Source organism: Rhizobium sp. BK376, from assembly GCF_004341625.1.
In the GTDB taxonomy this organism is placed as follows: Bacteria; Pseudomonadota; Alphaproteobacteria; order Rhizobiales; family Rhizobiaceae; genus Rhizobium.
The window spans coordinates 290618-315409 of the sequence record NZ_SLZG01000006.1 but is presented as its reverse complement, the minus strand read 5'-3'; the positions used below and the strand labels follow the sequence as shown (position 1 = coordinate 315409).

The 24792-nt window shown below is 61.2% G+C and carries 21 protein-coding genes; 17 read left to right on the top strand and 4 right to left on the bottom strand.

The annotated features are described in order from the left end of the window. Positions 1 to 329 precede the first annotated feature (329 nt). Positions 330 to 2450 (top strand): carboxy terminal-processing peptidase, encoded by a 2121-nt coding sequence (locus tag EV561_RS17805; protein WP_132523630.1) that lies wholly within the window; start codon positions 330 to 332, stop codon positions 2448 to 2450. Between the two features lie 95 nt (positions 2451 to 2545). On the opposite strand, the gene EV561_RS17800 is transcribed toward EV561_RS17805, so the two are convergent. The 4 genes from EV561_RS17800 to EV561_RS17785 form a co-directional block, all read right to left on the bottom strand. Then, positions 2546 to 4846 (bottom strand): molybdopterin cofactor-binding domain-containing protein, encoded by a 2301-nt coding sequence (locus EV561_RS17800; protein ID WP_132523629.1) that lies wholly within the window; start codon positions 4844 to 4846, stop codon positions 2546 to 2548. Next, positions 4843 to 6204 carry a cytochrome c gene (locus tag EV561_RS17795; protein WP_132523628.1) on the bottom strand — a complete coding sequence of 454 codons (1362 nt, stop codon included), beginning with the start codon at positions 6202 to 6204 and terminating at the stop codon, positions 4843 to 4845. The genes EV561_RS17800 and EV561_RS17795 overlap by 4 nt, the downstream gene beginning before the upstream one ends. Before the next feature lie 2 nt (positions 6205 to 6206). Beyond that, positions 6207 to 6665, bottom strand: a complete 459-nt coding sequence (locus EV561_RS17790; protein WP_132523627.1) for a (2Fe-2S)-binding protein — start codon at positions 6663 to 6665, stop codon at positions 6207 to 6209. Positions 6666 to 6865: 200 nt separating this feature from the next. Next, complete coding sequence (locus tag EV561_RS17785; protein ID WP_245512710.1) at positions 6866 to 7615, bottom strand: IclR family transcriptional regulator; 750 nt, start codon at positions 7613 to 7615, stop codon at positions 6866 to 6868. 121 nt (positions 7616 to 7736) lie between these two features. Here EV561_RS17785 and EV561_RS17780 point away from each other — a divergent pair, with 121 nt between their 5' ends. The 16 genes from EV561_RS17780 (at position 7737) to EV561_RS17705 (ending at position 24783) form a co-directional block, all read left to right on the top strand. Beyond that, positions 7737 to 8660: a polysaccharide deacetylase gene (locus tag EV561_RS17780; protein WP_132523625.1), complete on the top strand. Its 924-nt coding sequence runs from the start codon at positions 7737 to 7739 to the stop codon at positions 8658 to 8660. Positions 8661 to 8718: 58 nt separating this feature from the next. Then, complete coding sequence (locus tag EV561_RS17775; RefSeq protein WP_132523624.1) at positions 8719 to 10215, top strand: ABC transporter substrate-binding protein; 1497 nt, start codon at positions 8719 to 8721, stop codon at positions 10213 to 10215. Positions 10216 to 10239: 24 nt separating this feature from the next. Beyond that, a complete protein-coding gene (locus EV561_RS17770; protein WP_132523623.1) occupies positions 10240 to 11160 on the top strand; it encodes an ABC transporter permease in 921 nt (306 codons plus the stop codon). 10 nt (positions 11161 to 11170) lie between these two features. After that, a complete protein-coding gene (locus tag EV561_RS17765; protein ID WP_132523622.1) occupies positions 11171 to 12034 on the top strand; it encodes an ABC transporter permease in 864 nt (287 codons plus the stop codon). An 8-nt stretch (positions 12035 to 12042) separates the two neighbouring features. Then, the gene (locus EV561_RS17760) at positions 12043 to 12825 is read left to right on the top strand and encodes an SDR family NAD(P)-dependent oxidoreductase (RefSeq protein WP_132523621.1); all 783 of its coding nucleotides are present in this window, start codon (positions 12043 to 12045) and stop codon (positions 12823 to 12825) included. A 9-nt stretch (positions 12826 to 12834) separates the two neighbouring features. Continuing rightward, on the top strand, positions 12835 to 13830 hold the full coding sequence (locus EV561_RS17755; protein WP_132523620.1) for an ABC transporter ATP-binding protein: 996 nt from the start codon (positions 12835 to 12837) through the stop codon (positions 13828 to 13830). Beyond that, positions 13827 to 14804 carry an oligopeptide/dipeptide ABC transporter ATP-binding protein gene (locus EV561_RS17750; RefSeq protein ID WP_132523619.1) on the top strand — a complete coding sequence of 326 codons (978 nt, stop codon included), beginning with the start codon at positions 13827 to 13829 and terminating at the stop codon, positions 14802 to 14804. The genes EV561_RS17755 and EV561_RS17750 overlap by 4 nt, the downstream gene beginning before the upstream one ends. 10 nt (positions 14805 to 14814) lie before the next feature. Further along, complete coding sequence (locus EV561_RS17745; RefSeq protein ID WP_132523618.1) at positions 14815 to 17178, top strand: penicillin acylase family protein; 2364 nt, start codon at positions 14815 to 14817, stop codon at positions 17176 to 17178. Positions 17179 to 17197: 19 nt separating this feature from the next. Next, positions 17198 to 18349 (top strand): M20 family metallopeptidase, encoded by a 1152-nt coding sequence (locus EV561_RS17740; protein WP_132523617.1) that lies wholly within the window; start codon positions 17198 to 17200, stop codon positions 18347 to 18349. 46 nt (positions 18350 to 18395) lie between these two features. After that, on the top strand, positions 18396 to 19163 hold the full coding sequence (locus tag EV561_RS17735; protein ID WP_132523616.1) for a sulfite exporter TauE/SafE family protein: 768 nt from the start codon (positions 18396 to 18398) through the stop codon (positions 19161 to 19163). A 4-nt stretch (positions 19164 to 19167) separates the two neighbouring features. Beyond that, complete coding sequence (locus EV561_RS17730) at positions 19168 to 20154, top strand: Ldh family oxidoreductase (RefSeq protein WP_132523615.1); 987 nt, start codon at positions 19168 to 19170, stop codon at positions 20152 to 20154. 356 nt (positions 20155 to 20510) lie between these two features. Further along, positions 20511 to 21350, top strand: coding sequence for an alpha/beta hydrolase (locus EV561_RS17725; RefSeq protein WP_165927840.1), 840 nt, complete (start codon positions 20511 to 20513; stop codon positions 21348 to 21350). Further along, positions 21347 to 22231 carry an alpha/beta fold hydrolase gene (locus EV561_RS17720; RefSeq protein WP_132523613.1) on the top strand — a complete coding sequence of 295 codons (885 nt, stop codon included), beginning with the start codon at positions 21347 to 21349 and terminating at the stop codon, positions 22229 to 22231. Before EV561_RS17725 ends, EV561_RS17720 begins: the two co-directional genes overlap by 4 nt. A gap of 1 nt (position 22232) precedes the next feature. Then, positions 22233 to 22781, top strand: a complete 549-nt coding sequence (locus EV561_RS17715) for a carboxymuconolactone decarboxylase family protein (protein WP_132523612.1) — start codon at positions 22233 to 22235, stop codon at positions 22779 to 22781. Between the two features lie 42 nt (positions 22782 to 22823). Beyond that, on the top strand, positions 22824 to 24158 hold the full coding sequence (locus EV561_RS17710) for an MFS transporter (RefSeq protein WP_132523611.1): 1335 nt from the start codon (positions 22824 to 22826) through the stop codon (positions 24156 to 24158). Then, positions 24151 to 24783, top strand: coding sequence for a DUF4286 family protein (locus EV561_RS17705; protein ID WP_132523610.1), 633 nt, complete (start codon positions 24151 to 24153; stop codon positions 24781 to 24783). Before EV561_RS17710 ends, EV561_RS17705 begins: the two co-directional genes overlap by 8 nt. Positions 24784 to 24792: the final 9 nt, after the last annotated feature.

Genomic DNA, 24792 nt, shown 5'->3' with positions numbered 1-24792 from the left:
CGTTTGTTGAGAAACGCTGGTGCGCGCCGGACGCACAATAGGGCAAGCGCCTTCGCCGGATCGACGCCGCTGAATACGCAAAATATTATTAAATCTTGTCCATTCGACCGGTATCAAGCGTATTTGAAGAAGAAGGTCTTCAAGAGGCCGCTTTTATGAATAAGCTTCAAGAGCGATCGGATTCTTGAGCGGTGAATTGGCAAGGGCATTGTTCGCGGCGTTAACGCCGGATAAGGAACATAGCATGTCCATTTAGTTGCCGAACACCATAATTGTTCCGCTAACGTCGCACATTTAAGACTCTACACCGAGAATTGGATCAAGGCTGCATGCATATAAAGTACGGTTTCCTGGGCGCCTTCCTGGCAATTGCATCCTCGGCATATGCCCAGGATGCCGCATCGCGGCCAATTTTGACCCCATCGCAACAGCAGGAGCAAGCGGCTCATTTGAGTGCGCAATTTCTGACGCGCTTCGGCTACAAGCCCGTTCCGCTCGATGACGCCCTCTCGGGCAAGATCATGAACAAGTACATCAAGTCCCTGGATCCGGACCGCCTTCTCTTCCTGCAGTCCGACATAGATAAGTTCACGGCTGACGGCGCGAAGATCGACGATGCGATAAACCGCGAAGACCTGCAGATCCCGTTTTCGATTTTCAACGTGTATGAGAACCGAGTTGTCGACCGCATGAACTATGCGCGCAGCTTGCTCAAGCAGAATTTCGACTTCACCGTGAAGGAAGATTATTCCCTTTCTCGCGACAAGGCCGCCTGGCCGCAATCCGAAGCGGAAAGCAACGAACTCTGGCGCAAGCGCGTCAAGAGCGACTGGCTGCGCCTGAAGCTGGCAGGCAAGGCCGACGCCGATATTCGCGATACGCTCGACAAGCGCTACGAAAACTCGCTCGAGCGCGTTCAGAAGTACAAGAGCGACGATGTGTTCCAGTCATTCATGGACGCCTACACGACGTCGATCGATCCGCACACCGACTATTTCGGCGCGACCGCTTCGGCTGAGTTCGATATTTCGATGAAGCTTTCGCTGGTCGGCATCGGCGCGGTGCTGCAGGAGCAGGATGATTACACGACGATCCGCGAACTCGTTCCGGGCGGTCCGGCACAATTGTCCGGCAAGCTCGCTGTCGGCGACCGCATTATCGGCGTCGGTCAGGGCAAGGATAGCCCGGTAAAGGAAGTGGTCGGCAGGCGTCTTGATGAAATCGTGCAAATGATCCGAGGCGCAAAGGGTTCCGTCGTCCGGCTTGAGATACTGCCAGCGGATGCTGGAGCGGATGGCAAGCATCGCCTCCTTGATCTGGTCCGCGACAAGATCAGCCTCGACAAGCAGGCTGCCAAGAAGACCATCATTTCCGTAAAGGACGGTGACGCCACCCGCAAAATCGGCATCATTACCCTGCCGGCCTTCTATGAAGACTTCGAAGCGCGGCAGAAGGGCGACAAGGACTACAGAAGCGCAAGCCGCGATGTCGCCAAGCTTCTGGGAGAGCTGAAGCAAGAGAATGTCGACGGCGTTCTGGTCGACCTGCGCGATAATGGCGGCGGCTCGTTGTCCGAGGCGGTCGATTTGACCGGCCTGTTCGTCGGCAAGGGCCCGGTGGTGCAGGAGCGCGATGCCAAGGGGAAGATTGATGTGGAAAGCGATGATCTTTCTGCACCTCTCTGGACAGGTCCGCTCGGTGTCTTGATCAATCGCAGCTCGGCGTCTGCCTCCGAAATTTTTGCTGCGGCGATACAGGACTACGGTCGAGGCGTGATTGTCGGCGAACCCAGCTTTGGCAAGGGTACGGTGCAGACAGTGATCGATCTCGACCAGGTCGCCCATAACAGCAAACCGAAATTCGGCGAGCTGAAAATGACGATAGCCCAGTTCTTCCGCGTCAACGGTGGCACGACACAGCTGCGCGGCGTGACGCCCGATATCAGCCTGCCGGGCCTCTCGGACCTCAGTACCTTCGGCGAAGCGAGTTTTGACAATGCGTTGCCGTGGGCTCAGGTGAAGCCCGCAAACTACACGCCCGATGGCGATATCAAGGCAGTGCTGCCGCAACTGCAAAGCCGCCATGATGAGCGAGTACAGAAGGATCAGGATTTCCAGCGCTTCATAGAAGACGTTGCCGACTTGAAGGCGCAGCGCGACAAGCAGGTCGTCTCTCTCAATGAAGCCGAACGTCGCGATGAACTGGTCACGCAGGCAAAGCGCCTGAAGGAGCGCAAGCAGATAGATGATGGTGTCGACCCCGGCCAGGACGACGGTTTGCAGGCGGATGAGCGTAGCCTGAGCGCCGATCTTGCGCTTGAAGATGCTCGCAAGAACGCAAAGGACGTCTTGCTGAAGGAGGCAGCCTCCATCGTTGCCGACCAAGCCGATCTTCAGAAGGACGGCTCGAAGGCTGCTACACAGCAATCGGGAAATGCGGACGGGAAATAGTCCGTTCGCACGCCGCTCATGAATTGCGGCGCCAAAAGACACGAACCGCATGGGCCATGGTCAAGGTCCATGCGGTTTGAACACTGGGCGGTCTATCAGACTGCCAGCGAATAGCCGAGATCGCGCAATGGCAGGCGGCGCACCCGCTCTCCCGTCGCGGCGAATATGGCATTGCCGAGCGCGGGCGCGAGCGCCGGGAAGGCTGGTTCGCCCATGCCTGTAGGCGGATTGTCCGACTGGATGAAAAAAGCGTCGATCGTCATCGGCGCGAAAGGCATGCGCAGGATCGGATAGGCATTGTAGTTCTGCTCCTGGATCCGGCCGTTCTCGATGTTGATCTTGAGGCCCATGGCAGTGGAGAGAGCATCGGTCGAAGCTCCTTGTGCCTGGGCTTCGGAGCCGGCCATGTCGATGATCGGCCCGACATCGAGCACCACGACAATCCGATTGACCTTGATCCCTTTGTTGGCATCGACGCTGAGCTCAATCGCTTGCGCGACATGGCCGGCGTGGGAATAGCACCAGGCAAAGCCGAGACCGCTGCCCTTGGGTAGCGACTTGCCCCATCCGGCCTTCTCGGCGCACATCTTGATCACGTCGGTTGCCCGCTTGGGGCTGAAGTTGACACTTGCGTCCTTGGCAACCAGCTCAGGCACGTCGCGGTTCACGGCATCGATGAGGAACTCGACGTGATCGCGACCGGAAGCGAGCGCCAGTTCATGCATGAAGCTCTGTGCTGCAAAGACCTGGGCATTGTCGCCCGGCGCGCGCCAGGCGCCGGTGGGAATCTTCAGCGGGAACATGGTCTTGGCGCGGCGCAGATTGGGCGCCTTGATGGAATATCGCAGATTGTCGGTGAGGTTGGCGCCGCTGGCTTCCTTTTTGCCGTCGGCTGTAAAGGTGATGAAATGTTCCTGCCAGGCATCGAGCCTGCCGGCCTTATCAATTGCGCCCTTGAACTGATGGTAGCCGGCGGGGCGGTAGAAGTCGTGACTGAAATCGTCTTCCCGGGTCCATTGCAGCTTGACCGGGGCGTTGACCTTCCGCGCGATGGCTGCCGCCTCGCAGGCATAGTCATTGACCAGCCGTCGCCCGAAACCGCCCCCCACGCGGGTCTGGTGCATGACGACTTTTTCTTCCGGTACGCCCGCCGCCTTCGCCACCATCGGCAAGCCGCGGTCGGGCTGCTGCGTGGGCACCCACATTTCCATCACGCCGTCGTGCCAATGCGCCGTGGTGTTCATCGGCTCCAGCGGCACATGGGCGGCGAAGGGGTACTCGTAGAAGGCCTCGACAGTCTTACTGGCATTGGCGAAGGACTTGTCCACGTCACCGACGTTGTCATCGAACTTTTCCGGGAAACTGGTCGCCACCTTCTTGGCCTCAGCCGAGAATTGCGAGCTGGAATCCGTCGACGCCTCGATCAGATCCCAATCCACCTTAAGCTTGTCCTTCGCCTTGAAAGCGCTCCAGGTGTCCTTGGCGATGATGGCGACGCCTGGCATGACTTCGACCATCATGCCGGTGCCATCGACGGCGAAGGCGTCGAGGACGCCCGGCTGCGCCTTGATCTCGTCGACATTGAAGGATCTCACCTTGCCGCCGGCTGCCGGACATTTGGTGTAGTTGGCATAGACCATTCCAGGGACCTGGACGTCGATGCCGAACAGCGGCTGGCCGGTGACGACCTTGGGATCGTCGACGCCGCGATAGCGCTTGCCGATCAGGCGATAGTCGGCGCGGGCCTTCAGTTTCAGGCTCTTGGGATCCGGCACCGGCATTTTTGCTGCCGCTGTCGCCATCGATCCATAGCTGGCGGACTTGCCGCTGGCGGCATGGCTCAGGACCGAATCCTGAGCGGTGATCTGCGATGGGTCTACTGCCCATTCCTGGGCGGCGGCGGCAATCAGCATTGCCTTGGCGCCGGCTCCGGCCTGACGCAGCTGGTTCCAGGCGCGCGGAATGGAGGTCGAACCTCCCGCGCCCTGGCTGCCATAGACCTTGGGATTAATGGGAGCCTGCTCCATCACGACATGGTTCCAATCCGCGTCGAGTTCGTCGGCAATGATCACGCCGAAGGAGGTCTTGATGCCCTGGCCGATCTCGGGGGCTTTGGAATAGATGGTGATCGTGTTGTCGGGAGCGATGCGGATGAAGGCATTCATCACCTGATCGCTGCCATCGGAAGTGTTGCCGCTCACCGTCTCGGCCGCGAAAGCTGCGTCTCCGAGATGGAACCCCAGCACCAGCCCCGCAGCGCCCGCGCTGGCCAGTTTGAAGAAAGTCCGGCGTCCCATCGTCGGCATCGCCTGCGCCACTGGTACCGAACGGACCTCGCTGATCAAGGCCGAGAGATAAGCATCGGACTGGGCAAAATTGGACTGCATATCAGTCATTGGGTCACTCCCTGCGTTGCCTGGGCGGCCTGCTTTCGCAGATCGGCCACATCCTTGCCTGTCAGCTGGGCGCCCTTGGCGCCAAAGCGGGCGGTGACATAGTTGGCCACGGCCGCAATATCGTCGTCGGAATATCCTGCACCGAAGGCAGGCATGAAGATCGTGCCCTGATCCGTCTTGCGGTTGACGCCGTTGATGACCGTCTGCGCCACATTGGTGGCGGTGGGATCGTTCACCGCGCGCACGCCGGTCAAGGTGGCATAGCCGGTGACAGGGCTCACGCCCGTCCAGTCATGGCAGCTGGCGCAGGCGCTGGCGAAGATCTTTTCCCCGCGCAGATTGACGTCCGGGGTCACACCTTCCTTATGCGATGCTGGCGCAGGTGTCGTGACGGTGCGCGGTAGATCACTCGCATGGGCGGGTATGCTGCGCAGATAGGTTACCAGAGCATGCACGTCGTCAGGCAGCAGATAGCTCAGGCTGTCGTCAGTGGCTTCGCCCATCGGGCCAGCCGCACCGCCATGTCCATTGGCGTGGCCGGTGGAGAGATAGGAAAAGATATCCTCGTCGGTCCAGTCACCGATGCCGGAGACCTTGTCGCCGGTGATATTGAAGGCATGCCAGCCAGCGGTGACAGCCCCGGAAAACTTCCGGTGATTGTCCAGCGCAAAGGCGAGGTTTCGCGGCGTATGACACTCGCCGCAATGGCCCATCGCCTCGGCAAGATAGGCGCCTCTGTTCCATTGCGGGCTTTGGCCGGGGTTCGGACGGAAACGTTCATCCGTATTGAACGCCACATTCCAGAGCGACAGCAGGCTGCGCTGGTTGAAGGGCCAGGAGAGTTGGTCCGGCTTGGCCGGGGCATGGACCGGCGCCAGCGTGAAGAGATAGGCCTTGATGGCGAGCGCGTCGGCGTCCGTCATATAGGTATAGGAAGTGTAGGGCATGGCAGGATAGAGCTTCTCGCCGTCAGCACGGATACCCTTATGCACCGCCGCCAGGAACTGGGCGTCGGTATAATTGCCGATCCCCGTTTCCTTGTCCGGGGTGATATTGGTGGAATAGATGGTGCCGAATGGCATGTTGAAGGCAAAGCCGCCAGCGAAGGGCGGGCCGCCCGGGGCGGTATGGCAGGCCTGACAGTCTGCGGCATGGATGAGATATTCGCCGCGCTTGACCAGATCCGCGCTGGCAAGCTGCGCCGGAACGCCGGTAACAGTGCCACCCTGGTAAGCGTCAAGCGCGACGGTCGAGCCGCCGGCAAAGGAGGTCGGATTTCGGCCGAGAACCAGCCATCCCGCAAAACCAAGCGCGACGACGACAATGACCACAACGACAATGCCGATGATTTTCTTCATGGTCAGGCCGGCTTGGCAGCGGCGTTCTTGATCGCATGGCGGATGCGTATATAGGTCCCGCAGCGACAGAGATTGCCCGCCATGGCCGCGTCGATGTCGGAATCGTCGGGCTCAGGGTTGCTGTCCAGCAGCGCGGTGGCCGACATGATCTGGCCGGCCTGGCAATAGCCGCATTGCGGCACTGCAGCTTCCATCCAGGCCTGCTGCACCTTTGCGCCGTTGGGCGTGCTGCCAACTCCCTCGATCGTAACGACGGCGCGGGTGCCGACATCGCCGACGGTCAGCTGGCAGGAACGCACGGCCTTTCCAGCCACATGGACGGTACAGACGCCGCATTGGGCGACGCCACAGCCATATTTGGTGCCGACCAGATTGAGATGGTCGCGCAGCACCCAGAGAAGCGGCATGTCTTCCGGCACATCGACGTCGCGGGATTGTCCATTGATATTAAGGGTGAGCATGTCTTTATCCCTGCCTGACAGTGAAATCGACGTACCAAGAGCACTAATCATCATACGATACGCCGCTGTCGTCTCGTGGTAAACCTCGGCAAGGCACCATCACGTCCGCTGAATGGGTATCTTTCGGCTCTATCGAAAACAAAAAACCGTGATCGTCTTGCAGCTGGTGCAGCCTCGACCTCAAACGAAAATGCGAACCATCAGTTCCGCCGATAGCCCAATGCGCGGCTGATAAGATCAGCGGTCGAGCGCAGCATGAGGAGGAGTTCTTCACGCCGCTCGACATATCGGCTTGTCAGCGTGCCGAGATTGATAGCCGCAATCGCGTTGCCCTCGGCGTCGAAGATCGGAGCGGCGATACCAGTCGAGCCGGTAATGAATTCCTGATCGTTGATGGCGTAGCCGTCACGGCGCACCCTAATGAGGACCTCACGGAGCTGTTCGACATCCGTGATTGTGTAGCGCGTATAGGATAGGAAGCGGACGCGGGACAAATAGGCATCCCGCGCTTCCGCCGGAGCATGGGCGAGGAGCACGCGGCCGGTCGCCGTGCAATGAGCAGCGATCGCAGCGTCCATGTTGACGTCGTAGCGGACAGGGTGATGGCTGACGCATTTTGCCAACCGGCGCAGGTCGCAGTGCGCGTTCATCGTGCCAAGCAATACCGTTTCGCCCGACTCGTCCCTCAACCGTTCCATGAAGGGTATTGCGGTGACGACCAGGGGTTCCTCATGACGACGGAAGGGGAAGCCGTGACGGCTTGCTTCCACGAGCATGTAGCGCCCGGTGGAATCCTGGACGACATGACCCCTTGCCGCCAGCGTCTGAATGAGGCCATGCGCGCTGCTTTTCGGCAGCTTGAGATGCTGAACGATCTGCGAAAGCGATACGGCTTCGCGCAGCGCCGACAGGTATTCGAGGAGGTCTAGTATGCGACCGGCGCTTTTCACTTCGGAGTTCATATATGTGAACGAAACCCCCGTTTATGACTATTCGATTGGCTTATAACAATTCTGGTCAGAAAAATGACAGCCGCTGAGCGGTGTTGGCATCGCCGAACGAAAGAATATCATGAGCGCAGCAGAACAGCATGACAAGAACCAGCCCTGGCTTTGGACGGATGAGACGTGGCAAAAAAGCGTCAGCAAGGTTCGGGCAGGCCGTTCGCTGAAGCCGGCGCAGTGGAAGAATGGCGCCCGCATGGCCGTCGCGCTTTCTTTCGACGCGGACCACGAGACGATGGAACTGCGCAACGGCGGCATTTCCTTCAGCCGTATGAGCCAGGGCCAATATGGCGCGCGCTCCGGCATGCCGCGCATCCTCAAGCTGCTCGAAAAATACGCAGTCCCCGCATCTGTCTACATGCCGGCCGTCTCGGCGATGATCAACACTGACGAGGCGCGCGCCGTTGTGGCTTCCGGCCACGAAATCGGCATGCATAGCTGGATCCATGAGTTCAATTCGCGCCTGGACGAAACGACCGAACGCGACCTCGCGCTGCGGGCGGCTGATGTCCTCGAGCGGATCTGCGGCGTGCGGCCGGTCGGCATGCGCACCGCTTCCTGGGATTTCAGCCCCTACACGCTGAAGATCGCCCGCGAGATGGGCCTCCTCTACGATTCCTCCCTGATGGCCGACGACGAGCCCTATGAGCTGCTGGAAGACGGCGAGCCGACGGGTGTCGTCGAAATTCCGGTCGAGTGGATACGTGACGACGCACCCTATGTCGCCATGGACCGCATGACCGGGGCAAGGCCCTATGGCGCACCAGCCATGGTTCTCGATATTTTCCAGCGCGAGCTTGATGTGGCCTACGAGGAAGGCGGCCTCTTCCAGCTTACGATGCACCCGCACCATGTCGGTCATCGCTCGCGCATCTTCATCCTGGAGGAAATCATTCGCCAGGCACAGGCCAAGAAAGATGTGTGGTTCACCACGCATGCGGAACTTGCAGCCTATTGCGCCGACGAAGCCGGCTTGAAACGGGCGGGCTAAGGCGTTAACTCGAATTCCGCATAAAATACATAGATTAGATAATAAAAGAGAGGGTAATATGAACTGGAAATTCGCTTCGATCGCCGCATTCGCGGCGGTCATGACGGCTTCGACGGCGCTTGCCCAGACAGCCAAGGACACGCTGACCATCGACCTTCCCAATGACGCGGCCACGCTCGATCCGCAGCTGCAGTGGGATACAGACAGCTACACCATTTACCGCAACATTTTCGACAACCTGCTGACCCGCGACGCCTCCGGCCAGATCGTTCCGCAGATCGCCAAGTCGTGGAAATACGTCAACGACACGACGATTCAGTTCGATATCCGCGACGACGTCACCTTCCAGGACGGCTCGAAGCTGACGGCTGATGATGTGGTTTACTCCATCAACCGCATCATCAGCCCGGACCTGAAGAGCCCGCAGCTGTCCCAATTCGACCAGATATCCAAGGCCGAGGCGACCAATCCGACGACCGTCGTGGTCACGGCCAAATCCGCCTATCCGGCGCTGCTTGCCCAGCTGGTCAAGCTCTCCATCCTGCCGAAGGCCTATGTCGAGAAGGTTGGCGGGCAGACCTTCAACCAGCAGCCGATGGGTAGCGGTCCCTATAAGCTGGTGCAATGGCAGAAGGGCGTCCAGACCGAGCTGCAGGCCAACGACCACTACTGGCGCGGCAAGCCACCCTTCGCCCATGTCTTCTTCCGCGCCGTCCCCGACGTCTCCACCCGTCTTGCCGACCTGAAGACCGGCAAGGCCGATCTCGTCCGCGACCTGCCGTCCGACCAGGCGATCGATCTCAAGAGCGATCCGAATTCGCAGGTGCTTTCGGTTCCGACCGAGCGGGTCGGCTATATCTATATCAACGCCCAGGCCGGCGCGACCAAGGATGTCCGCGTTCGCCAGGCGATCGCCTACGCCATCGACAAGAAGGGCCTGATCGACGCGCTGCTGCAGGGCTTCGGTTCGCAGGTCAACGTGCTCGGCGCAGCACCGATCTTCGGCTATACGGACAAGGTCGAAGGTTATCCCTTCGATCCCGATAAGGCGCGCGCGCTCGTCAAGGAAGCAGGCGCCGAAGGCGCCAAGATCGAGTTCCTGACCTCGCCCTCTTACGACCGGGCCATGGTGGAAGCGATCCAGCAGATGCTGAACGATGTCGGTCTCGACACCGAGATCACCTCGCTCGACCAGGCGACCTTCCTGAAGCGCCGCCAGGGCGATCCGGCAAATGCCGGCAGCCTCGCGCTCGGCAAGTGGTCCTGCGCCTGCCAGGATGCCGACGGCATCATCTTCCCGCTGTTCCGTACCGGCTCGAGCTGGGCGAAATACAGCAACCCGGCTTATGACAAGCTGGTCGACGATGCCCGCTCCACGCTCAACAACGACCAGCGTCTGCAGGATTATGAGAAGGCCTATGGCATCCTGAAGGACGATGTGCCGGGTCTGGGTCTCTATCAGGTTGACGCCGTTTATGGTGCCAGCAAGCATCTGAAATGGCAGCCCAGCCCGAACGAAGCCATGTTCGTCATGGACATGGGCTGGCAGCAGTAACGTGTACAGGCGGGCAGGACGGATATGTTGAAATATGCCGCAGGGCGGCTGGTCCAGGCTGTGATCGCAATCTTCGGGGTCATCACGATCGTTTTCATCGTGATGCATCTCTCCGGCGATCCGACCCTGCTTCTGGTCCCACAGGGAGCGTCGACGGAAATGATCAACGAGCTGCGCCATCAGCTCGGATTCGATCAGCCGCTCTGGCTGCAATATCTTCAATATCTCCAGGGTCTTGCCCACCTCGATTTCGGCATGTCGGTGGTGCAGCGTGTCCCCGCGATCGATATCGTCGCCTCGCGTCTGCCCTATACGATCATGCTGGCAATCGGCGCGCTGATCGTTGCGATCGGTGTCGGCATTCCGGCCGGCATTTTGATGGCCACCCGCCGTGGCGGCTTTCTCGAAAAGATCCTGACGGCGATCGTCATCACCGGCCAGAGCGTGCCGACGTTTCTGTCCGGCATCCTGCTCATCTTCCTTTTCGCGGTAACGCTGCGCTGGCTGCCGGCATCAGGCGTCGGCGGCTTCTCCGCAATCGTGATGCCATCGATCGCGCTTGGGGCGCTGTCCATGTCGACTTTCGCCCGCATGGCTCGCATCTCGGTTCTCGATGAACTCGGCAAGGATTATGTGCGGGCGGGGCGGGCGAGGGGCCTTTCGCTTGGCGCGGTCGTCATCCGGCATGTGCTGCGCAATGCCTCCATTCCGGTCATCACGATCGCGGCGCTGGAAATCGGTAATCTGCTCGCCGGCGCCGTCATCGTCGAGACCGTATTTGCCTGGCCGGGCATCGGCCAGCTTGCCATCCAGTCCATTCAGTCGCGAGATTTCCTCGTTGTGCAGGTGATCGTGCTCCTGATCTCCTTCGTCTATGTGCTGACCAGCGTACTTGCCGATTTCGTCTATGCGCTCATCGATCCACGCATCCGTCTGGCGCGTTGAGGAGGCAGCCATGAGCATCGCCATTTCTGCCTTTTCCCAGCGCATTCGGCGCGTTCCCCTCTCGATCCAGCTGGTTACGATCATCCTGGCCGTTATCCTGATCCTGGCGATCTTTGCGCCGTGGATCGCGCCGGCCGACCCGGCGCACCAGAACCTTCTCGCCCGCCTGAAGCCGCCGGGCTTCGAGGCGAGGGGCATCACTTACTGGCTCGGAACCGACGATCTCGGCCGTGACCTGCTGTCCCGCATCCTTTACGGGGCTGGCGTTTCATTGAGCGTCGCCATCCTGTCGGTCGTCGTCTCCACCGTCGTCGGCGTTACGCTCGGCATGGTCGCCGGCTGGTTCCGCGGCACGGTGGAAATCCTCATCATGCGCCTCGTCGACATCATGATGTCGATCCCGGCGATCCTGCTTGCGGTGCTCACCGTCGCTGTGCTCGGTCCCGGCTTCCTGAAGCTCGTGCTGGTGCTCGGCCTCACCCGCTGGCCGCGCTATACCCGCGTTGCCTATGCGCAGACGCTGCAGGTCTCGAACCTTCCCTTCATCAAGGCATCAGAGCTTGCCGGCGCGGGTGCGGCCCGCATCCTCTTCCATCACGTGCTGCCGAACATTGCTGGTCCGGTGCTGATCGTCGCCACCGCCGAATTCGGCCTGATGATCCTCATGGAAGCCGGCCTCTCGTTCCTCGGGCTCGGTATTCAGCCACCGGCTCCCAGCTGGGGCTCGATCATGAGCGTCGGTCGGCAATATGTCGAACGCGCCTGGTGGATCGTCGCCTTTCCCGGCGCCGGCCTCTTCCTTCTCGTCTTTTCCGTCAATGTGCTGGGAGACTGGTTGCGTGACCAGCTTGATCCCCGCTCCCGTTCGCGCTGAGGCTTTCCATGGAATTCGAAAACAAGAAAATCGTCATCACAGGTGCAGCCGGCATCTTCGGCCGCTGGATCGACGCCTATTTCGCTCGAGAAGGCGCCCATCTCTGCCTGTCCGACAAGCGACAGGATGCGCTTGAAAAGACGGTAGACGACCTCGGCCTTGATCGCTCGAAAGTGCTTCTGCATACGACGGAGCTCACCAGCGAGGAATCGATGCTCGACCTCGTCGATCTGGTGCGCCGCGAGTGGAAGGCGCCTGACGCGCTGATCAATAATGCCGGCATCTACACCCGCTACAATCTGATGACGATGGAGTTTTCGGATTGGGATCTCGTGTTCGACGTCAATTTGAAGGCGCCCTTTATCCTGACCCGCGAAATGGCCAAGCTGATGATCGCCGAGGGACGCAAGGGCTCGATCATCAATATCTCCTCCGGTGCTGCGCGCGGCATGAACCGGGAATCCGTGCCTTACTGCACCTCCAAGACCTCGATCGAGCGCCTGTCCAAGGGGTTCGCGCTGGAGCTTGCTGAAAGCGGCATCCGCGTCAACGTCGTGGAGCCGGGTTTTGCGGCGGGCAGCGAAGTGAGCCTGCTGACCGAGGAATATGTCGAGAACATGCTGAAGCGCATCCCGCTCGGTCGCCAGAGCGGCCCGGAGGATGCGCCGGCTGCGATCGCCTACCTCTGCTCGGACAAGGCGAGCTTCATCACAGGCGCGGTGCTGAGCGTCGACGGTGGCAACTCGATCGGGACGTTCCAGCGTAGCCAGCCCGCATCAGGCGCTCGCTGAGGAGGGAATATGGGCATCCAAGCCAAGCCGCTCCTGACGGTCGACAACCTCACCATCGAAATCGCTGGTGCCAAGGTTGTGGATGGCGTCTCCTTCACGGTCAGCCCCGGCAAGGTGATGGCGCTGGTCGGTGAATCCGGCTGCGGCAAGTCGCTGACCTCTTACGCCATGCTCGGCCTGCTGCCGCCGGCAGCGCGCCGGGTAAACGGCAGGATCCTGCTCGAGGAGACCGATCTCGCCAGCCTTTCTGAGCGCCAGCTCCGCAAGGCCCGCGGCAAGGACATCTCGATCATCTTCCAGGAACCGAGCGCTTCGCTGGATCCGCTGACGACGGTGGGCTCGCAGATCGCCGCAGCCTTCCGCGCCCACCAGAACGTCTCGAAATCGCAGGCGCTGGCAAAGGCACGAGAGATGCTGGTCGATGTCGGCATTCCCGATCCCGACCGGCGGCTGCACCAATATCCCTTCGAGCTTTCCGGCGGCATGTGCCAGCGCATCATGATTGCCATCGCGCTGATCTGCGGTCCGCGCGTGCTCGTCGCCGACGAGCCGACGACGGCGCTTGATGTGACGATCCAGGCGCAGATCCTCGATGTGATGAAGAAGCTCGTCGCCGAGCGCGGCACCTCGATCGTGCTCATCACCCATGACATGGGCGTCGTTGCCGATATCGCCGATGAGGTTGCCGTCATGTATGCCGGTCGTATCGCCGAGATCGCGCCGGTTCATGCTCTCTTCAACGCGCCGGCGCATCCCTACACGGCATTGCTGCTTGCCAGCGTTCCCAAGCTTGATGTGGCACCGAAGGCGGATCTGGCGACCATCGAAGGTTCCGTGCCGACGCCGAACGAATTCGGCCTCGGTTGCCGCTTCGTCGGCCGCTGTCCGCTCGCATCGGACAAGTGCCGGGCCGAGCCCCCGCCGCTCTTCGAGCAGGGGACGGGCCATTTCTCCGCCTGCTGGCATATCGACAGAATGACTGAGATGCGTGAGGTGGCGGCATGAGCGGCACGGCAAACGTACTGGAAATCCGCGATGTCGCCGTGCATTTCTCCGGCCGTGGCGGCATGCTCGGCGGATCGACCCATACGGTCAAGGCGGTCAATGGCGCCACCCTCGATATCGCCAAGGGCGAGACCGTCGCGCTGGTCGGCGAATCCGGCTGTGGTAAGTCCACGCTTTCCAACACAATCGTCGGCCTGCAGCAGCCGGTTGCCGGCAGCGTGAAGATCGGCGGCGCGGAAGTGGTCGGCGCCAACCGCAAGGCTCTCAACGATATCCGCCGCAAGGTGCAGATGATCTTTCAGGATCCGGCGCTGTCGCTTGATCCGCGCTCCACCATCGGCGCGACCATCGGCGAGCCCCTGATCGTCCGCGGCATCGCCCGAGGCAAGGAACTCAAGGAGCGGGTGGCGACGCTGCTGACCCAGGTCGGTCTTCGCCCAGAACATGCCGACCGCTATCCGCATCAGTTTTCGGGCGGCCAGCGGCAACGCGTGGTCATCGCCCGGGCCTTGGCGCTGGAGCCCGATCTCGTCATTTGCGACGAGCCGGTCTCGGCGCTCGACGTCTCGGTGCGTGCGCAGATCCTCAACCTGCTCGTCGCGCTGCAGAAGCGCACCGGCGTCTCCTATCTCTTCGTCTCGCACGATCTCGCTGTCGTCCGCCATATCTGCGACCGCGTGGTCGTTATGTATCTCGGCCGCTTCGTCGAGATGGCCGATCGCGACACTTTCTTCGAAAATCCGAAGCATCCATATACCAAGGCGTTGATGTCTGCCGTGCCCGAGGCAGATCCGGATGTACAGCGTGCCAAGCAGCGTTTCATCCTGAGCGGTGAGTTGCCGAGCCCTTCCAACATCCCCTCCGGCTGCGCCTTCCACACGCGCTGCCCGCTTGCGACCGAAATTTGCTCCAGGGAACGGCCCGAACTGACCCCGCGACCTGATGGCGCGATGGTTGCCTGCCACCATGCCTGATGAGATCGATATGACCGAGACGACCGCCGACGAAACGATGCACCTGCAGGGGCTCAAACAGCCCGCGGAAATCCGTGTGGACCGCTGGGGGATCCCCCATCTCAAGGCGGAAAACGAGCAGGATCTCTTCTTCGTGCAGGGCTTCAACGCTGCACGCGACCGTCTGTGGCAGCTCGATCTCTGGCGCAAGCGTGGCCTTGGCCTTCTCGCTGCCGATTTTGGCCCTGGATATCTCGCGCAGGATCACGCGGCTCGCCACTTTCTCTATCGTGGCGACATGGCGGCTGAGTGGTCTTCCTACGCACCGGACACGCAGGCGATCTGCACTGCCTTTGCTACGGGCATCAACGCCTATATCACCCTCTGTCAGGCCGAGCCCGCCCGCCTGCCGCTGGAATTCTCATTCTTCGGTACCAGCCCGGCACGCTGGCGACCGGAGGACGTGGTGCGCGTGCGCACCCATGCGCTGACCCGCAACGGTGCCTCCGAAATCCTGCGCGCCAATATCCTGACACTGGCCGATGCTCAGACCGATCTGCTGCGCACACAGATCGAACCGCACGTCGATCTGAAAGTTGCCGACGGTGTCGCGCTGGCCGATATCCCGCTTGCGGCGCTCCGGCTTTTCAAGCTCGCGACTGCGCCGGTCACTTTCGAGCGCGAGCGGTTGGCTGCGACGCTCGACGATGTGTGGACATGGACCGAAGTCACCGATCTCGGCGACATTATCCGCGCAACTAGCGAGGAGGGGTCCAACAATTGGGTGGTGCACGGTTCGCGGACCGAGACCGGCCGGCCGATTCTCGCGAGCGACCCGCACCGCGCCCATGCGGTTCCTTCGCTGCGCTATCTCGTGCACCTGCAGGCACCGGGCTTCAATGCCATCGGAACCGGCGAGCCGACCGCACCCGGCATTTCTCTCGGCCACAACGGCAAGGCCGCCTTCGGACTGACGATCTTCGGGGCCGACCAGGAGGATGTCTACGTCTACGAGACCCGGGAAGGTGAGCCGGATCTCTATCGTTATCAGGACGGCTGGGAAGCCATCCGCCGGCAGGAAGAGCGCTTCGAAGTCAAGGGATATGCCGACCAGACCTTGATGCTGGCCTTCACCCGGCATGGTCCGGTTCTCCACGAGGATGCAGGCAAGCGGCTTGTGATCGCGTTGCGTTCGGTCTGGCTCTCGCCCGGCTCGGCGGCGTATCTTGGAAGCCTCTCGGCCATGCGCTCGCCCTCCGTTGCCGCCTTCGGCACGTCGCTCCGGTCCTGGGGCACGCCTTCGGTCAATCACGTCTGCGCAGACGTCGACGGCAATGTCGGCTGGTTCACCGCTGGTTTCACGCCGGTCCGGCAGAATTGGCATGGGCTGCTGCCGGTGCCTGGCGACGGCAGCCATGAATGGGCGGGTTTTCTGCCCGCTGAAGAGCTGCCCCGCGTCGTCAATCCGGCTGCCGGCTTCTTTGCGACCGCCAACGAGATGAACCTGCCGGCGGACCGCAGTCCCGATGCGCCGACGATCGGCCATGAATGGGCGGAGGTAAGCCGCGCGGAGCGGATCAAGTCGGTGCTTTCTGCCGATACCGCGCATTCGACCGAAGCCTCCATGGCGTTGCAGATGGACACCTATTCGAGCCCCGCCGGTCGAATCTGCGCCCTTCTCGCGGAAGCCATTGGCCGGAAAGGGGCTGCAATCGTCCGGGAAAAGGTCGCCGCTCTCCTTGATGGCTGGGACTTCCGGCTGACGGCCGACAGTAATATCGCGGCGCTCTTCGAGGTCTGGTGGATGAAGCATCTGCGGCCTGCTCTCTTTGCCCGCTTCGCACCGAATCCGGCTGTGCGGGCATTGCTTGTTCCCGGCGATGTCGACGTGCTTCTTAACCTCCTGGAACATCCCGATCAGCGCTTCGGTCAGCCGGCCGAAGAGGCGAGGGATACCATGCTGCTCGAAACCCTGGCTGCGGCCTTCGACGATTGCAGCCGCCGCCTTGGCGACGATCCTTCGAGATGGGCGTGGGGAACGTTGCATCATGCCCTGTTTGAGCATGCGGCAAGCCGCGTGAAGCAAGACAAGACCGGTGAATGGAATGTCGGCCCGCTGCCAGTTGGCGGCAGCCGCTCCACGCCCGGCCTTGCGAGCTATCGCCTGAGCGATTTCCGCGTCACCGCCGGCGCCTCCGTCCGTCTCGTCATCGATGTCGGCGAATGGGATAAGTCGTTCTGCATCAACACACCCGGTCAATCCGGCGATCCGCGCTCGCCGCATTATGCCGATCTCGCCGAGCGCTGGTCGGGCGGAGAATATGTGCCGCTCCTCTACAGCGACGAGAAGATCGCCGCCGAAACCGATCATCACATCCTGCTTTTGCCCGCCTGAGATCCTTTGGAAGATGCCCATGCCCCTCACAATTTCCGCTGCCGATATCGACGAAGCCGCACTTCTTTCCGAACTCAAGACCTGGGTGGAGCTCGAAACTCCGACGCGTGATGCCGCGGCCGTCAACCGGCTTGCCGATCGGGTCGAAATGCTTGCCAAGGAAGGCGGTCTCATCGTCGAGCGCATTCCCGGCACGCTGGGTTTCGGCGATATCCTTGCCGTGCGCTCGCCTCGTCCGGCGGGAAGCAACGAGAAAGGCGTCCTGATCCTTGCCCATCTCGATACGGTGCATGCGACCGGTACGATCAAGGAAAACCTCACATTGCGCCAGGAAGGCGACCGGCTCTACGGGCCGGGCATCTACGACATGAAGTCCGGGGCCTTGATGGCGCTGGAGGCTATGAAGATCGCGGTTCGCGCGGGCACGAGATCACCGGTCGACCTGCTGTTCATGCCTGACGAGGAGATGGGCAGCGCAAGCTCGCGCGGCCTCATCGAGGATTATGCCCGCCATGCCGGCCATACCCTGGTCGTCGAGCCGGCGCGCGATGGTGGCAAGATCGTCGTCGCCCGCAAGGGCGTCGCCATGTATGACATCGTGGTGCGTGGCCGCGCCTCTCATGCCGGCAGCAAGCCGCAGGATGGACGCAGCGCCATCCGCGCCGCCGCCCGCCTGGTGCTCGAACTCGAAGGCATGAACGACGTCGAGCGTGGCATCACCGTCACCGTCGGCACGATCAATGGCGGCACCGGGCGCAACACCGTGCCGGCCGAATGCCGCATGCAGGTCGATCTCCGCTTGCCCGACAGCGAGACGGCGACCGAAATTCTGGGCAAGGTCCAAAACCTGAAGCCAGTCGATCCTGATATCACCATCGAGGTCAAGGGCGGCCTCAGCCGTCCGCCTTTCGCGCAAACGGAAGAGGGCAAGCGCCTCTTCGATCATACTGCGAAGATTGCCGCACAACTGGGCATCACCCTCGAAGGCGTCAGCACCGGCGGCGGCTCGGACGGTAACTTCACTGCAGCGCTCGGCGTGCCGACGCTCGACGGTTTGGGGGCCGATGGAGCCGGCGCGCATACTTTCGACGAGTACATATTCGTCAGCAGCGTCGCGCCGCGCACTGCGCTTCTGGCGAACCTGATGCTGACCCTGAACGGCGACCTCTGATGTCGCCTATCACCCTGACTATCGGTTCGTATCGGTCGGCTGCAACATGACATCGTCGGAGATTATCAGCTTCGTGCTGATGGCGGGCGTTGCCGCCTATGTGCAGACCTTGACCGGCTTTGCCTTCGGGCTGTTGCTTATGGGTGGGGTCGGCCTCACTGCCGTCATGCCGCTGCGCGATGCCGCGGTCGTGACCGGCGTGCTGACGCTGGTCAACGCCACCATCATGATGACGAAGGGCTGGCGCGACGTGCTGCGCGCCGAACTGGTACTCGTGCTCTTCGCCAGCCTGCCGACATTGGTCGGCGGCTATTTCCTGCTCGACCATCTCGCCACCAACGGCCTCGTCTATCTCCGCATCATCCTTGGTGCGGTGATCATCATCTCGGCCCTGCAACTGGTCATGCCGCCGAAGAAGGAGGAGAAAGAGGCGACGAAATCCTCCTTCGTCTTTTTCGGAGCCTTTTCCGGCATCATGAGCGGCCTGTTCTCGACCAGCGGGCCGCCGCTCGTCTATCATTTCTATCGGCAGCCCCTGCCGATCGCGGCCATTCGCGAAACACTCGTGGCGATCTTTGCCATCAACGCCCTGATCCGCCTGCTGGTGGTCATCGCCGACGGCACCTTTCCCAAACCGGTCTACTGGCCCGCCTTTCTGGCCGTCGCTACCGTCGCCGCCGGCACGCAGATGGCGCGGCGCTTGCCCCTGCCGCTGTCGCCGAGAGTGCTAAGGCTGATCGTCTTCCTATTGCTTTGTGCCTCCGGTGCCTCGCTGGCGCTGCCGGCAATTCCGCAAGCCCTCGCCGGGAGTTAATCACATGCTGCTGTCCATCTCCGAAGCCGAGCGTCTCGTTGCGCAGATGTTCGAACGCAACAAGGTAAGCCCAGAGAATGCCAGGTCGGTAGCCACGGCTCTCGTTGCCGCCGAAGCCGCGGGGCAAGGCGGCCATGGCCTACGCCGCATTGAGGCGTACGCCTCTCAGGCCAGGGCAGGCAAGGTCGACGGCTTTGCCGTACCCGCCCTGTCATTGAATGCGCCGGCCGTACTCCGGGTCGATGCCGGCTACGGTTTTGCCTATCCGGCCCTCGACCTTGCCGTCCGCGAACTTCCGGCCCTCGCCTCGAAATCCGGCATTGCAATCGCCGCCATCCATCGCTCGCATCATGCCGGCGTGATGGGGCTGACGGTCGAGCGCTTCGCCGAGCGCGGCCTCGTTGCCCTGATGTTTGCCAATGCGCCTGCAGCAATGGCACCCTGGGGCGGAAAGACCGCAGTCTACGGCACCAATCCGATCGCCTTTGCTGCGCCCCTGCCGGACGCCGACCCGATCGTCATCGATCTTGCCATGTCGAAGGTTGCACGGGGCAAGATCATGGCGGCCCATCAGAAGGGCACGGAGATACCCGGCGATTGGGCTCTCGATCCCTTCGGCGAGCCGACGACGGATCCGGGCGAGGCGCTCAAGGGCACGATGATGCCGCTTGGGGAGGCCAAGGGCGCTGCATTGGCCCTGATGGTCGAGATCCTCGCCGCCGGCCTGACCGGAGCCAACTACTCCTTCGAGGCCACTTCGTTGTTCGACGACCGTGGCGACCCGCCGGCACTCGGGCAGATGATTATCGCGATCGACCCCGAGGCAACCGGCGGCAGCGGCACCGCTTCCCGCCTTGCGCTGCTTGCGGCCACGATGACCGCCGATCCCAATGTGCGGCTTCCCGGTCGGCGCGGTCAGGGCAGTCGGAGGGAAGCTCTGGCTGAAGGCATCCAGATCGATGACGAAATAGCGCAACTGATCTGCCGCTAACGAAAAGGCTTTGGACCCTGAAAGACGGAACCCTTTCAGGGCCTAACAATTCACCTCTCTGAGGGACCGGACTGCCGCGCGAAATCGCGCCCAGGATTTAGCCAAGGTCAGAATGTTGAGCGCGCCATGAACCGCGATCAGTATCGCAATTCGCATTTGTCAGGCCGAGATATGCCGGAGCGGCATAGGCGGCGATCAACCAAAGGTTCTGGTTGCAGGCAGTGACTTCGTTTATTGGTCGCTCGCACTCGATGTTGTTGAATTGTCTAAATAACTCGAACGAGGATTGGTCTTACACCAGTGGCCGTCAACGGCGCGCCACCGAGGACAATTCTGTTCGTGGTGAAGAGAGCCAAATGACTTGGGCGGATTTGCCTGGAATTTCCATCCGATATGAATTGTCCGGCCAGGGGCCGAACAGCCTGATACTCCTGCACGAGCTCGGGGGAAGCCTCGAGAGCTTTGACGCGTGCATCGACGGACTGGAGGATGGCAATCGCATCCTTCGCTACGATCAGCGGGGCGCCGGTTTCTCCGAAAAGCCGCGTGCTTCCTTCACGTTGACGGATCATGTCGCCGATCTCCTGGCATTGACGGATGTGCTTGGTCTCAAGCCGCCCTATCGACTATTGGGCGTCGCCGCCGGCGCGGCGATTGCCGCGTCGCTGGCAATTGCAAATCCTGATCTGGTCGAGGCTCTGATCCTTTGTTCTCCGGCGCTTGGGACCGTGCCAGAGCGACAAGTCTATCTCATGCAGCGCTCGGCAATGGCGGAAGAAAAGGGCATGCGCGCGATCGCGGATGCGACTCTGGAGCGGTCCTATCCTCAGTCTTTCAGAGAGGACGAAAAGGCTTACCAGACCTATCTGGCTCGCTTTCTCGCCAATGATCCTGTTGCCTATGGTCACGCCAACCGAGCCCTCACCGAGGCGAAGCTGACAAGTCAGCTGGATCGGATCACGGCACCATGTCTCGTACTGGCCGGGGCTCACGATGTGCTGCGGCCCAAATCGGAGATGCTCGATATCTGCAACCGATTGCCCCGTGGCGAATTCGCGGAGGTCTTAAGCGGCCATCTGATGCCGGTGCAGGCACCAGGCGAGCTCGTCGCGGAGACGCGACGCTTTCTCGCCTCTCTTGAAGAAAGTCCGGCCGGTGGACTGCAACGTAGCCCGACAGGCGGCAATCCGGAATGAGCATTACGAGTTCTTCAATCGACCAAATCGCCGACCGCTTCATCACAGTAAACGGCATTCGCTTTCGCTGCCGTATCGAAGGCAGTGAGGCCGGGCCATGGCTCGTCTTCAGCAATTCTCTGATGACCGACCTGAGCTTGTGGGATGCCCAGGTTGCGGCCTTTTCCGACCGGTTTCGCATCCTGCGCTACGACCAGCGAGGACATGGCGGAACGTCGGTCCCGTCTGCCGACTGCACTTTCGACCAACTGGTCGACGATACCATCGCCCTGTTCGATGAGATCGGCATAGATCATGCTGCGCTTGTCGGTATCTCTATGGGCGGCGTTACCGCGCTTCGATTTGCAGCGCGCTATCCGGAGCGGGTCAACAGTCTTGCGATTTGCGATTGCCAGGCCTCGTCGCCGGTCGCTGGGGCTGCACGGTGGCAGGAGCGGATCGATATGGCCGAAGCGAGCGGCATGGCAGCGCTGGCAAAGGCAACCGTTGCGCGCTGGTTCACGCAAAATTCGCAGGCCAATCAGATGCCCGCGATAGCGAAAATCGAAGCCATGGTTGCGGCAACGCCGCTCCCGGGCTTCGTGCGTTGCGCGCGAGCGCTCCAATCCTATGATTTTCAGGAGGATCTCGGTCGGATCACATGTTCGACCCTGATGCTCGCCGGCGAAAGCGACGCCAACATCCCCGAGACCATGCGGCTCATGGCACAGCGCGTGGCGCCGGCAGAGTTTCATGAAATTGCGCAAGCGGGGCATCTGCCCAACGTCGAGAGGTCCGAGGAGTTCAACAGGCTCCTGACGGTCCTGCTCGATCAACCGGACCCTGATGACGGCGGCGAGCGCCGATACGACGACGCGGTTGCGTCCGATAATGGAGGATGACATGCGCCTGAAAGATTTGAAGCCCGAAGACATGACGGACGAGCAGCGCCTTGTCGCCGAAGAGGCAATCGGCGGAAAGCGTGGGCATCTGCCCGCGCCGCTGCGTGCCTGGCTGCATAGTCCGGAAATGGGCGCCAGGGCGCAGCGTCTCGGCGAATTCGTTCGATATGACACGAGCCTGGAACCACGTCTTTCCGAGCTCGCCATCCTCGTTACGGCCCGGTTCTGGAGCTCGCGCTACGAATGGAATGCGCACAAGATCAAGGCGCTGGAAGCGGGGCTCGAGGAATTCATCGTCGAGGCGATCCGCCTGCGTCAGACGCCGTTCTTCGCTTCCGCACGTGACCAGCTCGTCTACGACTACGCCTATGCGCTCCATGACACGCATTTCGTGTCGGACACCCTTCACGCAGCCGCGCTCGAACTCTTCGGCGAAAGGGGGTTGGCGGAGCTCGTCGGGATAATCGGATACTACACCTTCGTAGCGATGACGCTGAACGCCTTCGAGATAGGCGTGCCGGACGGCCAACCACATGATTTCGATGAATGACGCTGTCCAGCGAACTTCGATCAAATACCTGGGAGAGGAAATATGACTGATACTTCTGTCGGCAAGCCGGTAGCACCACCCCTCATAAGCACTGCAGACGATGCGCTGGAGGCATCGACGATGCGTCTCGTTCGCCGGCGCTTCCTGCCCGTTCTCGTGCTCGGCTTTCTCGTCGCCTATCTCGATCGCGTCAATGTGGGCTTTGCGGCCCTGACGGCGAACAGCGATCTTGGTCTGTCGCCAACAGATTTCGCTCTCGGCGCGGGTGTCTTCTTCTGGGGTTATTTCCTTTTCGAATTGCCGAGCAACCTAGTGCTTGAGAAGGTGGGCGCGCGCATTTGGGTGAGCCGTATCCTGATCACGATCGGGCTCGTTTCCATGGCCATGGTGGCGATACGCGGTCCGGTCAGTTTTGAGATCGTTCGCTTCCTCCTCGGCGCTGCCGAGGCCGGTCTCTTCCCGGGTGTCATCTATTTCATGTCGCTCTGGTTTCCCAAGCGTTACAAGGCGCAGGACATGGCGCTTTTCATGATGGCCATTCCGCTTTCCGGCTTCATCGGAGCTCCGGTCTCGAGTTGGCTGCTGGCGCTTGATGGCGCCCTCGGTCTTCGCGGCTGGCAGTGGATGTATCTTATCGAAAGCGTTCCCGCGATCGTGATCGGCCTGATGTGCTACCGGCTGCTGTCCGATACGCCGGCAAATGCACCCTGGCTCTCCAGGGAACAGCAGGCCTGGCTGCAAAACCGACTTGCACAGGAAAAAGTGCAGGTGCAGTCCGGCGTGAAGATTTCCAAATGGCAGCTGCTGAAGGACGTCAATCTGCTCTGCTACGGCGCCATCTTTTTCGGCGTAACCGCCGGCAGCTACGGGTTGAGCCTATGGCTACCGCTGATCCTGAAGGGCCTCGGGCTCACCACGTTCGAAACCGGGCTTATGGGCGCCGTGCCGTTTGCTTTTGGCTGCGTTGCCACCATCGTTTGGGGTTGGAGTTCCGATATCCGCAAGGAACGTGTGTGGCATACGGCCATTGCCTCCTTCGTCTCGGCGCTTGGTCTTGGCCTTTGCCTGTTGACGGTATCGCCTGCCTTGACCGTGGCCTTTCTTTCCGTCTCGGCGCTTGGCCTTTACGGCGTCAAGGGTCCGTTCTTTGCGCTGGCGACTGAGCGGTTGCCGCCCAGCCTGGCAGCGGCAGGCATCGCGGTCATTACCTCGCTTGCCGGCCTTGCCGGTTTTGTCGGGCCGTACGTGGTCGGCTGGCTGAAGACCGTTAGCAACAGCTATTCCGCCGGCCTCGGGTTCCTCGCCCTCCTGTGCGTGGTGAGCGGTTTACTCACTCTCATCCAGGCTTCTTTGCAGGGAACAAAGCAGCGTGACTGAGGCAAGTCCGACCGCCGTGATGCTTGCCATGATGGAACCTCCTTCTCAATACGAGGAGGAGTTCCACGACTGGTACGACACCGAACACGTGCCGCAGCGGCTCGGCTTGCCGGGATTCTTGAGTGCTTCCCGCTGGGAGTGCATTGCCGGCGCCCCGCGCTGGCTCGCACGCTATGAGCTTACTTCACTCGCTGCCCTGGAATCTGCGGAGTACAAGGCTGTATCCGGCGCGAATTCCACGCCATGGAGCCGCCGTATGCTTGCCAAATGTGAGGGACCGGGCCGAGGGCAGGTCAGAGGCGATATTCTGACCTCGGCACAGAAGAACATGCCTGATGCCGCCAACGTCGACCATCTGATCGTCGCACGCTTTCCGGCGCTGGGGGCAAAAGACGAAACCATGCTTTCGGCAGCGATCGCGGGGCTTGTTGCCGAAGTGGAAGAGGTGTCGGGCTACATGCTGTTGCGATCGAGCGTCGAAGCGACGAACGGCTCCGATATCTGGGCGCTGATAGAAGGCGGCATCCCGCTCACCTACCTCATGGAAAACAGGCTTCTGGCATGCGGGCAATGGAGCGCTGAGGTAACTAACCTGTACAGAGGCTATAGACGACCTTTGAAATGAAGACCGGAC